At 62.5% G+C, this 12,209-nt stretch carries 12 protein-coding genes; 11 read left to right on the forward strand and 1 reads right to left on the reverse strand.

Features of this window, described 5'->3' with window-relative positions; genetic code table 11:
• Positions 1 to 375, reverse strand: coding sequence for a hydroxyisourate hydrolase (gene uraH, locus LB516_RS03310; RefSeq protein WP_224524087.1), 375 nt, complete (start codon positions 373 to 375; stop codon positions 1 to 3).
• A gap of 204 nt (positions 376 to 579) precedes the next feature.
• On the opposite strand from uraH, the gene puuE reads away from it, so the two are divergent.
• From puuE to LB516_RS03365, 11 genes are all read left to right on the forward strand, one after another.
• Positions 580 to 1,998: an allantoinase PuuE gene (puuE, locus tag LB516_RS03315; RefSeq protein WP_224718911.1), complete on the forward strand. Its 1,419-nt coding sequence runs from the start codon at positions 580 to 582 to the stop codon at positions 1,996 to 1,998.
• A gap of 10 nt (positions 1,999 to 2,008) precedes the next feature.
• Entirely contained in the window at positions 2,009 to 2,872 is an 864-nt protein-coding gene (locus tag LB516_RS03320; RefSeq protein WP_224643417.1) for a bifunctional allantoicase/(S)-ureidoglycine aminohydrolase, read from the forward strand.
• Entirely contained in the window at positions 2,869 to 3,372 is a 504-nt protein-coding gene (locus LB516_RS03325) for an ureidoglycolate lyase (RefSeq protein WP_140723432.1), read from the forward strand. Before LB516_RS03320 ends, LB516_RS03325 begins: the two co-directional genes overlap by 4 nt.
• Positions 3,372 to 3,965 carry a nucleoside deaminase gene (locus LB516_RS03330; RefSeq protein ID WP_140714386.1) on the forward strand — a complete coding sequence of 198 codons (594 nt, stop codon included), beginning with the start codon at positions 3,372 to 3,374 and terminating at the stop codon, positions 3,963 to 3,965. Before LB516_RS03325 ends, LB516_RS03330 begins: the two co-directional genes overlap by 1 nt.
• 57 nt (positions 3,966 to 4,022) lie before the next feature.
• Entirely contained in the window at positions 4,023 to 4,226 is a 204-nt protein-coding gene (locus LB516_RS03335; RefSeq protein ID WP_224682995.1) for a type II toxin-antitoxin system MqsR family toxin, read from the forward strand.
• Positions 4,227 to 4,392: 166 nt separating this feature from the next.
• A complete protein-coding gene (locus tag LB516_RS03340; protein WP_224718912.1) occupies positions 4,393 to 4,749 on the forward strand; it encodes a type II toxin-antitoxin system MqsA family antitoxin in 357 nt (118 codons plus the stop codon).
• Between the two features lie 79 nt (positions 4,750 to 4,828).
• Entirely contained in the window at positions 4,829 to 6,814 is a 1,986-nt protein-coding gene (locus tag LB516_RS03345) for a CocE/NonD family hydrolase (RefSeq protein ID WP_224682997.1), read from the forward strand.
• Positions 6,815 to 6,968: 154 nt separating this feature from the next.
• Positions 6,969 to 8,555 carry an ABC transporter substrate-binding protein gene (locus LB516_RS03350; RefSeq protein WP_015314325.1) on the forward strand — a complete coding sequence of 529 codons (1,587 nt, stop codon included), beginning with the start codon at positions 6,969 to 6,971 and terminating at the stop codon, positions 8,553 to 8,555.
• A 16-nt stretch (positions 8,556 to 8,571) separates the two neighbouring features.
• Positions 8,572 to 9,531 carry an ABC transporter permease gene (locus tag LB516_RS03355; protein ID WP_015314326.1) on the forward strand — a complete coding sequence of 320 codons (960 nt, stop codon included), beginning with the start codon at positions 8,572 to 8,574 and terminating at the stop codon, positions 9,529 to 9,531.
• A 10-nt stretch (positions 9,532 to 9,541) separates the two neighbouring features.
• Positions 9,542 to 10,366: an ABC transporter permease gene (locus LB516_RS03360; RefSeq protein WP_015314327.1), complete on the forward strand. Its 825-nt coding sequence runs from the start codon at positions 9,542 to 9,544 to the stop codon at positions 10,364 to 10,366.
• Positions 10,363 to 12,021, forward strand: coding sequence for an ABC transporter ATP-binding protein (locus LB516_RS03365; RefSeq protein WP_140615074.1), 1,659 nt, complete (start codon positions 10,363 to 10,365; stop codon positions 12,019 to 12,021). Before LB516_RS03360 ends, LB516_RS03365 begins: the two co-directional genes overlap by 4 nt.
• The last annotated feature ends 188 nt before the right edge of the window (positions 12,022 to 12,209 follow it).

Here is a 12,209-nt window from a genome sequence, read left to right on the forward strand (position 1 = left end):
TCAGCTCCCCCTGTAGGTGGAATAGCCGTATGGCGAGATCAGCAATGGTACATGATAGTGCAGCGCCTGCGCCATGCCGAAGCGGATCGGCACGCTGTCGAGGAAGGCCGGCTCGGGCAGCTTCGTTCCTTGGCCGCGCAGATAGTCGCCGGCCGCGAACACCAGTTCGTATTCGCCGATGCGGAAGTCGGCACCGGCCAGCAGCGGCGCATCGCAGCGGCCGTCGGCATTGGTGACGACCGTCTTCAGAAGCGTGCGGGCCAAACCCTCGAGACGGTAGAGCGCGATGGACAATCCAGCCGCCGGCCTGCCGGTCGCGGTATCCAGGACATGGGTCGTCAGACGCCCGCCATCGGCTTTCGCTGTCTCTGCCATTGGCCGCCTCCCATTTTCCAATACGAACAAATTGGCCGGTACAATCAAGCACTACTGATGAATTGTGCGCCAATTAAAGGCGATGCATAAGTCCCGGTCGAGCGGAGTGCGACAAAAACACTTTCAAAAATTTTGAGGGGAATGCGAGAAGCACCCTTTCGATATCCTGATCATACTTCCGGTGATGCCGGGCGCGGAGGGACGATGCGTTACACCAGGGACATGCGTGGCTACGGAGCCAATCCGCCGGATCCGAAATGGCCTGGCGGCGCGCATGTCGCCGTGCAGTTCGTCGTCAACTACGAAGAGGGCGGCGAGAACTGCGTGCTCCACGGCGACAAGGCTTCTGAAGCCTTCCTGTCCGAGATCGTCGGCGCGGCGCCCTGGGTGGGCCAGCGCCACTGGAACATGGAATCGATCTACGAGTATGGGGCGCGGGCCGGCTTCTGGCGGCTGCTGCGCCTGTTCAGCGAAGAGCAAGTGCCTGTCACCTGCTATGGCGTCGCCACGGCGCTCGCGCGCTCGCCCGACCAGGTCACGGCGATGCAGGAAGCCGGCTGGGAAATCGCCTCGCACGGGTTGAGGTGGATCGACTACCGCGACCACGACGCCGAGGACGAGCGCCGCGACCTCGAAGCGGCGATCAAGCTGCACTACGAGGTGACCGGCCAGCGCCCGACCGGCTGGTATACGGGCCGCACATCTATCAACACGGTGCGGCTGGTGGCAGAGGAAGGCGGCTTCGACTACGTCTCGGACACCTATGACGACGAACTGCCCTACTGGTTCGAGCATGAGGACGGCACGCAGCTCATCATCCCCTATACGCTCGACGCCAACGACATGCGCTTTGCCACACCGCAAGGCTTCAACTCGGGCGACCAGTTCTTTGCGTATTTGAAGGACAGTTTCGATACGCTCTATGCCGAGGGCAAGGCCGGCCGGCCGCGCATGATGAACATCGGCCTGCATTGCCGCCTGGTCGGGCGGCCGGGCCGGGTGGCGGCGCTGAAACGCTTCGTCGATTATGTCAAATCGCACGACAAGGTCTGGCTGGCGCGGCGTATCGACATCGCCAAGCACTGGCAGGAAAACCACCCCTATCAGCCGGCCGCGCTACGCCCCTCGAAGATGGAATTCGAGACGTTCGTTCACAGCTTCGGCGGCGTTTTCGAACATTCGCCCTGGATCGCCGAGCGGGCCTACGAGCTGGAGCTCGGCCCGGCGCACGACACGGCGGGCGGCCTCCACAATGCGCTTTGCCGCATCTTCCGTTCCGCCAGTGAGACCGAACGGCTCGGCGTGCTCAACGCCCATCCCGACCTCGCCGGCAAGCTGGCCAAGGCCAGGCGACTGACGGCGGAATCGACCAGGGAACAGGCTTCCGCCGGTCTCGACGCGCTGACAGACAAGGAACGCGAACTGTTCTCCAAGCTCAACGCCGCCTACGTCACCACCTTCGGCTTTCCCTTCATCATCGCGGTGAAAGGCAAGACAAAGGAGGAAATCCTCGCCGAATTCGAAGCCCGCATCGGCAACGGCCGCGGCGTCGAATTCGAAACCGCCTGCAAACAGGTCGAGCGCATCGCGCTGCTGCGCCTCAAGGACATGCTTCCACAATAGGTTTGAACCCATGGATACGATCAGGATGCCCGAGCGAACCTATTATGCCCCAAAGGGCGGCCATTCCGGCCAGAGCGAACTTCTGACCGGCCGCGCCGTCTTTACCGAGGCCTATGCGGTCATCCCCAAGGGCGTGATGCAGGACATCGTCACCAGCGCCCTGCCGTTCTGGGACAAGACCCGTGTCTGGATCCTGTCGCGGCCGCTGTCCGGCTTCGCCGAGACGTTTTCGCAATACATCGTCGAGGTCGCGCCAGGCGGCGGCAGCGAGCGGCCGGAGCCCGATGCCGGCGCCGAAGGCGCCCTGTTCGTGGTCGAGGGCGAACTGACGGTTCTGCTCGACGGCATGAAACATGTGTTGCGCCCCGGCGGTTTTGCCTTCCTGCCGCCGGCCAGCGGCTGGACAGTCCGCAACGAAGGCAAGGCGGCTGTCCGCTTCCACTGGATACGCAAGGCTTATGAGGCGGTCGACGGCCTCGAGATTCCGCAAGCCTTCTTCACCAACGAACAGGAGATCGCGCCGACGCCGATGCCCGGCACCGAGGGCCGCTGGGCAACGACGCGGTTCGTCGATCCCGCCGATCTGCGCCATGACATGCACATGACCATCGTCACGCTCGAGCCCGGCGCGGTCATTCCCTTCGCCGAGACGCATGTCATGGAACACGGGCTCTATGTGCTCGAAGGCAAGGCTGTCTATCGGCTCAACCAGGACTGGGTCGAGGTCGAGGCCGGCGACTATATGTGGCTGCGCGCCTTCTGCCCGCAGGCCTGCTATGCCGGCGGCCCCGGCAAATTCCGCTATCTGCTCTACAAGGACGTCAACCGGCACGCCAAGCTCGGCGGGGCCGGCATCGCGAAGCGGACGTCATGAGCCGCATTGTCGCGCGGCCGCTGACCCGTGAGGCCTTCGCCGAATTCGGCGATGTCATCGACATGGGCGGCGACAACCACTATCCGATCAATGGCGGCAAGGCCGAGCGCTACCATGACCTCGCCACCGCGCAAGCCACGGGGCCGAATGCGCGCGTGCTGATCTCGATGGTGCGCGGCACGCCCTATGACATGCCGCTGAAGCTGACCATGGTGGAGCGCCACCCCTTGGGCAGCCAGGCCTTCATACCGCTGTCGCCGCGTCCGTTCCTGGTCGTCGTCTGCCCTGACGGCAAGGACGGGCCTGGCGAGCCTCATGCCTTCGTCACCGCACCGGGGCAAGGCATCAACTACTTCCGCAATCTCTGGCACGGCGTGCTGACGCCGCTCGGAGAGCCTCAGGACTTTTTGATCGTCGACCGTGGCGGCGACGGCTCCAACCTCGAGGAATTCCACTTCTCGCACGCCTACGAAATCCACCTCCCCGACGAGAGCTTGTGATGACCGACATCTCGCTGATCGACCGCCTGCTCGACGTCATCGAGCACGATATCGTGCCGAAGACGGCAGAAGGCGTCGCCCACGGCAACAAGCTGTTCGGCGCGGCGATCCTGCGCAAGGACAACTATTCGCTGGTACTGGCCGAGACCAACAACGAGATGGAAAACCCGCTCTGGCATGGCGAGGTGCATTGCCTGAAGCGCTTTTACGAGATGCCCAGGGCCGAGCGCGTCGACACCAAGGACGCCATCTTTCTCGCCACACACGAGCCCTGCTCGCTCTGCCTGTCGGCGATCACCTGGGCCGGCTTTGACAACTTCTACTATTTGTTCAGCCACGAGGATTCGCGTGACAGTTTTGCCATCCCGCATGATCTCAAAATTCTGAAAGAGGTCTTCACCCTCGACCCCGGCGGCTACAATGCCGAGAACGCCTATTGGAAAAGTTTTTCGATCCGCAGGTTGGTGAGGGCGCTGGCCGGGGCCGAACGCCAGCGGCTGGAGGAGCGGATCGGGAAAATCTCGGCGCGCTACGACGAATTGTCGGGCGACTACCAGGCGAGCAAGGCTGAGAACGACATTCCGCTGAACTGAGCTTCCGTCTCAACAATCGCCGCTTGAGTTACCCCCTTTATGGGGGCATACTGGATCATGGATAAACGCAGACCCACTTACGATCTTGATGCAATCAAGACGACATTTGGGTCTGTCGACACGCTGGCGATCACAACGTCCGCACTGCGGGATGCTGTTGGGCTGGGCTTCGATCGCGCCGGTGTGATCGAGGTGACCGACAGCATGACGCGGAAGATGTTTGTGAAGTCGATGACGACTTTCGCGGAGCATCGAGTGTGACAGGATGTCTATCGCGTGCCAGCGCGTGACATCCTTCTCATGTGAAATTCCAGGCGGATCTCGTGACCGAATTCACGGTCATGTCATTCAAGGAGAAATGACCATGGCGACAAGGGAGAGCAGTGAAACGAATAGGATGGTCTCCCCCGAAACCGGAAAAACGTTGATGCGCGGAGTCCGTCCATTCACCGTGACCTATAAGGGCGAGAGCATGATCGTCGACCTGCCCGGCTACTATCCGCCATCGGATGGCGAGGGTGTGCATGTCGGCGACGATATGGCCGCCGTTGATGCCGCGCTGCGCGCGCTCAAGGAGAAGATCGACGGCGTGCCGGCCCCGTCAACCATCCGCCGCATGCGCACGAAGCTCAAGCTGTCGCAGCGCGAGGCCGGATCCTTGTTCAAGGTCGGCGAGAACGCCTTCGACAAGTATGAAAGAGGCTTGATCGAACCGAGTGGCCCGACCATTCAATTGATGACATTGCTGGAGAAACATCCCGAACTGCTCGACGAATTGCGATAGCGGCACAGGTCGCATATTTCGCTGCTCCAGTCGCGAATGGCGATTGAAAGTTCTCGTGCCGCGGAGCGTTATGCCTGCCATGAAAATCATCACCGAATTTCCCCGCAAGGTCGTCGAATTTCCCGATATGGGCATCGTCATGCCCGATGGCTGCCGGCTATCGGCTCGGGTGTGGATGCCAGAGGATGCGGGCGACGATCCGGTGCCTGCCATCCTCGAGCACCTGCCCTACCGCAAGCGCGACGGCACGATCTTTCGCGATCAGCTTACCCATCCCTATTTCGCCGGCCACGGCTACGCCTCGATCCGCGTCGACATGCGCGGCAATGGCGATTCCGAAGGGCTGATGGACGACGAATATTCCGAGCAGGAACTGCAGGACGCCTGCGATGTCATCGCCTGGGCGGCGGCCCAGCCCTGGTGCAACGGCAGTGTCGGCATGATGGGTATTTCCTGGGGCGGCTTCAACTGCCTGCAGGTGGCGGCCAAACAGCCGCCGGCGCTCAAGGCGGTGATCAGCCTGTGCTCGACCGTCGACCGCTATGCCGACGACATCCACTACAAGGGCGGCTGCCTTTTGAACGAGAATTTCGGCTGGGCCTCGACCATGCTTTCCTATTCGTCGCGGCCGCCGGATCCGCTGATTGCCGGCGATAACAGATGGCGCGACCTCTGGATGACCCGGCTGGAGAACCTGGCCTTCATGGCGCCGCTGTGGCTCAGCCACCAGCATCGCGACGCCTATTGGAAGCGCGGTTCGATTTGCGAGGATTTTTCGGCCGTCAAGGCGGCTGTGCTGTCGATCGGCGGCTGGCACGACGGCTACCGCAACACGATCTCGCACCTCGTCACCAACATCGAGGCACCGGTCAAGGGCATCGTCGGACCGTGGATCCACAAATACCCGCACTATGCCGGCCCCAAGCCAGCCATCGGCTTCCTCCAGGAAGCGCTGCGCTGGTGGGACCGCTGGCTGAAGGGCGCCGAGACCGGCGTCGAGGCCGATCCCGACTACCGCGCCTATGTGATGGACAGCGTGCGTCCCGCGCGCTGGCATCCGGAGCGGCCCGGCCGCTGGATAGCCGAGCAGGAGTGGCCATCGTCCAACATAACGATTGAAGCGCTCGAGCTCATGGCTCCGGGTGCAGGGCCTTCAACCGTCGCTTCGCCGCAAACCTGTGGGCTTGCCGGCGGCGAATACTTTCCGTTCACCTTCGGACCGGAACTGCCGGGCGATCAGCGTCCTGATGATGGGCTGTCGGCCTGTTTCGACCAGCCTGAGCTCACCAAACCGATCGAGATCGTCGGCGCGCCGGAGCTTGAGGTCCAGCTTGCCTCGGACCGGCCCCAGGCCAACATCGCGGTCCGGCTCTGCGACGTACATCCCGACGGCGCCTCGGAACTGATCTCCTATGGCGTGCTCAATCTGACGCACCGCAGCTCGCATGAATTCCCCGAGGCGCTGGTCCCCGGGGAGACGGTTTCGGTCCGTGTCGTGCTCGATCAATGCGCCTACCGCGTGCCGGCCGGCCATCGTCTGCGCGTCGCCGTTTCGACCGCCTACTGGCCCGCTATCTGGCCCTCGCCCGAGCCGGTACGACTGACCGTGTCGGCGGCCACGCTATCGGTGCCGTTGCGCCTGCTGGCAACAGGCGACGAAGCCGTTTTCGCCGAGCCGGAAGGTGCTACGCCGTGGGCGACCGAGACGGTTCGGCCCGCCAATTCCGAACGCCATGTCGATCGCGACGAAAAGACCGGGATTGTCACGCTGTCGATAACGGACGACTTCGGCGAAGTGCGCGATCTCGACCACGGACTGGTCAACGGCAGCATTGCCCGCGAAACCTGGACCATCCAACCTGACGATCCCCTGTCAGCCTCGGGAAAAACACACTGGACGCAGACCCTGTCGCGAAATGGATGGTCGGTCCGTACCGAGACATGGGCGCAGATGCGGTCGGACACGCAAAACTTCATCGTCAGCGCCCGAATCGAAGCCTATGAGGGCGAAAAACTCGTCTTCGAGCGCGATTTCGACGAAAAGGTCCCGCGTGCGCTTGTTTGAGCGTTGAAATCATTGATCCAAATGCGACGTGCGATTTACGCCACGGCATGTCGCATTCGGTCTTGCTTACCGCTTTCCCTTGCGGTCATTATTCCCTTTAACAAGAAGCAAGAAAATCGACCGCAGAGTCGAACCAACAGAGTGAGGAACTCAAATGTCAAATGAACTGGAATTCCTTAGCCGGCGCGTTGCGTCCGGCAAACTGAGCCGTCGTGATTTTCTCGGCCGGGCGGCAGCGCTCGGCATCGCCGCACCCTTCGCCAACGCGCTGCTTTCGAGCGCGGCGCGTGCAGCGGGTCCGGTCAAGGGCGGTACGCTGAAGGCCGGCCTGGTCGGCGGTGAATCCACCAACAGCCTCGACCCGGCGCTGATGATGACGCAGGTGCCGTTCGCCTTCGGCAAGTGCTGGGGCGAAATGATCGTCGAGCTGTCGCCGGAAGGCAAGCTCGAGAACCGCATCGCTGAAGACATCGGCTCGTCCAAGGACGCCAAGACCTGGACGCTGAAGATCCGCGACGGCGTCGAATTCCACAACGGCAAGACCGTGACCGCGGAGGACGTGGCCGCCACGCTGGAGCGCCATTCGGACGAGAAGTCGAAATCCGGCGCGCTCGGCTACATGAAGGGCATCGACACCATCAAGGCCAGCGGCAAGGAAGTGGTGCTGACGCTAAAGGAGGCCAATGCCGACCTTCCCTATTTGCTCAGCGACTATCACCTGATCGTTCAGCCCAATGGCGGCAAGGACAAGCCAGATGCCGGCATCTCGGCAGGGCCATACGTGGTTAAGACCAACGAGCCTGGCGTGCGCCATGGCGGCGAGCGCTTCGCCAATTACTGGCAGGGCGACAAGATGGGCCATGCCGACCAGATCGAGGTCATCGTCATCAATGACGCGACCGCCCGCACGGCAGCACTGCAGGGCGGCCAGGTCAACATGATCAACCGCGTCGAGCCGAAGATCGTCGACCTGATCAAGCGCGTGCCGGGCGTGACCATCCGCAACCACGCCGGTCCCGGCCACTACGTGTTCATCATGCATTGCAACACGGCGCCGTTCGACAACAACGACCTCAGGATGGCGCTGAAGCTGGCGATCGACCGCGAGGAGATGCTGACCAAGGTGCTGCGCGGCTACGGCTCGCTCGGCAACGACTTCCCGATCAACGCGTCCTATCCGCTGTTCAGTGAGATCGAGCAGCGCAAGTACGATCCCGACAAGGCCAAGTTCCACTACAAGAAATCAGGCCATGACGGCACCGTTCTGCTCAGGACCTCGGACGTGGCTTTCCCCGGCGCCGTCGATGCGTCCCAGTTGTTCCAGCAGAGCGCGGCCAAGGCCGGCATCAAGATCGAGCTCAAGCGAGAGCCCGGCGACGGCTACTGGAACGAGGTCTGGAACAAGCAGCCCTTCTGCGCCTCCTACTGGGGCGGCCGCTCGACGCAGGACCAGATGTATTCGACCGCCTATCTGTCGACGGCAGACTGGAACGACACGCGTTTCAAGCGCCCGGATTTCGACAAGATGGTGCTGGCGGCGCGCGCCGAACTCGACGAGGCCAAGCGCAAGCAGATGTACCATGACATGGCTGTCATGGTCCGCGACGACGGCGGCCTGATCCTGCCGATGTTCAACCAGTTCATCGACGCCACCGGCGCCAAGGTCGATGGCTGGGTGGATGATCCGCACCAGGAACTGATGAACGGCTACGCCCTGGCGAAGTGCTGGCTGCAGGCCTGAGTCCGGCTTTGCAGAGATGTCTTCACCCATCCTGAAACTCATTGCCCAGCGCATTGCGCTGGGCATCCTCCTTCTGTTGGCCATCTCGGTCCTGATCTTCGCCGGCACGCAGATTCTGCCAGGCGATGTCGCGCAAGCCATTCTGGGACAATCCGCGACGCCGGAATCGCTCGCCAATCTGCGCGAGCAGCTCGGGCTGAACGACCCCGCCTATGTCAGGTATTTCCACTGGCTCGGCGGCGTTTTGACCGGCGACCTCGGCACGGCGATGTCGAGCGGGCAGGATATCGCAACCTCGATCAAGTCGCGCCTGTGGAACACACTGTTCCTCGCCTTCTGGGCGGCGATCGTGGCCGTACCGCTGGCCATCATCCTGGGCCTGATCGCGGTGCGCTACCGCAATGGCTGGGTCGACAAGCTGATCTCCGGGCTGGCACTGGCCTCGACCTCCTTCCCCGAATTCTTCATCGGCTATGTGCTGGTCTATTTCTTCGCCGTGAAGTGGCAGATCTTTCCCGGCATCTCGACTGTCTACGAAGGCATGCCCTTCGGTGAGCGGATGCAGGCGATCGCGCTGCCGGCGACGGCGCTGACACTGGTGGTGCTCGCCCACATGATGCGCATGACGCGAGCGGCGATCCTCAATGTCATGCAGTCGGCCTATGTCGAGACGGCGGAACTGAAGGGCCTGTCGGCGTTCAACGTCATCCGCAAGCACGCCTTCCCCAATGCCATCGCGCCGATCATCAACGTCGTCATGCTCAACCTCGCCTATCTCATCGTCGGGGTCGTCGTGGTCGAGGTGATTTTCGTCTATCCCGGCATGGGACAATATCTCGTCGATCACGTCACCAAGCGTGACGTACCGGTGGTACAGGCCGTCGGCCTGATCTTCGCCGCCGTCTACATCAGTCTCAACATCATCGCGGACATAGCGGCGATCGTCGCCAATCCGCGTCTCCGCCATCCGAAATAGGGGGGCTGATATGCTCGATATCAAACGCATCCCCATCCCCGCGCTGATCGGCATCGTCCTGACGGCACTGTTCGTGCTGGCGGCGATCTTCGCGCCCTGGATCTCACCGCATGACAACGCCGAAATCGTCGGCGATGTCTGGGAGCCGATATCGGCGGCGCATTGGCTGGGCACCGACAATCTCGGCCGCGATTTGCTGTCCCGGATGATCTATGGCGCGCGCATCACCTTGTTTATCGCGGTGCTGGCCACCGCGCTGTCGTTCTCGCTCGGCGCCATACTTGGCTTTTCGGCGGCCGTGTTCGGCGGCTGGTTCGATACGATCCTGTCGCGCCTCGTCGATCTCCTGATGTCGATCCCGACACTGATCATGGGCCTGGTGGTGCTCTCAGTGCTGCCAACCAACCTGGTGACGCTGATCCTGGTGATGGGCATTCTCGACTCGACGCGCGTCTATCGCCTGTCGCGCGCGGTCGCCGTCGACATCAACGTCATGGACTATGTCGAGGCCGCCAAGCTGCGCGGCGAAGGCAGCGCCTGGATCATCTTCCGCGAAATCCTGCCCAATGCGCTGTCGCCGCTGATCTCCGAGCTCGGCCTGCGCTTCATCTATGCGGTGCTGTTCCTGTCGACGTTGTCCTTTCTCGGCCTCGGCGTGCAGCCGCCGGACGCCGACTGGGGCGGCATGGTGAAGGAGAACAAGGACGGCATCGTGTTCGGCATAGGCGCCGCGCTCATTCCCGCGGCCGCGATCGCAGCACTGGCGATCTCGGTCAATCTTGTGGCCGACTGGGTGCTGAACCGCACGACAAGCCTGAAGGGAGGACGCGGATGACGGCCGACGTGAAGGCAAAGTCCACCCCTCTGCTCGATATCCGCAATTTGCGCATCGAGGCGACGGTCTATCCGCCAGGTGAGGCGCCGAAGAATATCGTGCTCGTGCACGACGTCTCGCTGACGCTGGAGAAGGGCAAGGTGCTCGGCCTGATCGGCGAATCCGGAGCCGGCAAGTCGACCATCGGCCTGTCGTCCATGGGCTATGGCCGTGGCGGCGTGCGCATCACCGGTGGCGAGGTGCTGCTCAACGGCCGCGACATCCTGAAGGGCGGCAAGGAAGGTTTCCGCAAGCTGCGTGGCCGCGAGGTCTGCTATGTCGCGCAGTCGGCGGCGGCCGCTTTCAACCCGGCGCACAGGCTGATGGACCAGGTGGTGGAAGCCACGCTGCTGCACGGGACGGCGACACGGGCGGAGGCCGAGAAACGCGCGATCGCGCTGTTCAAGAAGCTCAGCCTGCCGAACCCGGAAGCCATCGGCGAACGCTTTCCGCACCAGGTGTCAGGCGGCCAGCTGCAGCGCGTCATGACGGCTATGGCGCTGTGCTCGGAGCCTGACCTGATCGTCTTCGACGAACCGACGACGGCACTCGACGTGACGACGCAGATCGACGTGCTGGCGGCGATCAAGGACGCCATCCGCGACACCCATGTGGCGGCGCTCTATATCACGCACGATTTGGCCGTCGTTGCCCAAGTCTCGGACGAGATCATGGTGCTGCGCCACGGCCGGCTGGTCGAATGGGGCGGCACCCGCCAGATCATCAAGGAACCGCGCCAGGAATACACCAACGCCCTGGTTTCGGTGCACGAGATCGAACATGCCGAGCAGAACCCCGGCACCACGCCGTTCCTGTCGGTCAAGAACGTCACCGCTGCCTATGGCGGCGGCCAGGTCAAGGTGCTGAAGAACGTCTCGGTCGATATCTACCCCGGCCAGACATTGGCCGTGGTTGGCGAATCCGGCTCCGGAAAATCGACGCTGGCGCGCGCCATAACCGGACTTTTGCCACCCGAGCAGGGCACCGTCACGTTCGACGGACGCCCGTTGGCCAACCGGCTTGCCGACCGGCCGAAGGAGGATTTGCGCCAGCTGCAGATGATCTATCAGATGGCCGACGTGGCGATGAACCCGCGCCAGACCGTCGGCACCATCATCGGCCGGCCGCTCGAATTCTATTTCGGCATGCGCGGCAAACAGCGCGATGCCCGCGTCGCCGAACTGCTCGACAAGATCGAAATGGGCAAGGGCTTTGTCGACCGTTACCCGGCCGAGCTTTCCGGCGGCCAGAAACAGCGTGTTTGCATCGCCCGCTCGCTCGCGGCAAAACCCAAGCTGATCATTTGTGACGAGGTGACCTCGGCGCTTGACCCCTTGGTGGCGCACGGCATCCTGAAGCTTCTGCTTGAACTGCAGAAGGAGGAGAACGTCGCCTATCTGTTCATCACCCACGATCTGGCGACGGTGAAGTCGATCGCCGATTCGATCGCTGTGATGTATCGCGGCGAGGTGGTGCGCTATGGTTCGAAGAGCAAGGTGCTGACGCCCCCCTTCGATGACTACACCGACCTTCTCTTGTCATCGGTCCCGGAGATGGAGATCGGCTGGCTGGAAAAGGCGATCAAGGGGCGGCGCATGGCCAGCGCCGGGAACTAGCGCAGTTCACGGTTTCACGGGAACGGTGAACTGCTCTATCTCTTTGTTTTTATGCAATTCCGGATGGAAAAACCGTTCACACTTTTCCTGGAATTGCTCTAGGCACCCAGCGATCCGCCAACCAGGGGAGATGGCGGCCGTCATCCGCATGCAACACTAGGGCGCCACACGTCCTTTGGACGGGCGCC

The sequence above is a fragment of the Mesorhizobium sp. CO1-1-7 genome (assembly GCF_020164885.1).
Lineage (GTDB): Bacteria > Pseudomonadota > Alphaproteobacteria > Rhizobiales > Rhizobiaceae > Mesorhizobium > Mesorhizobium australicum.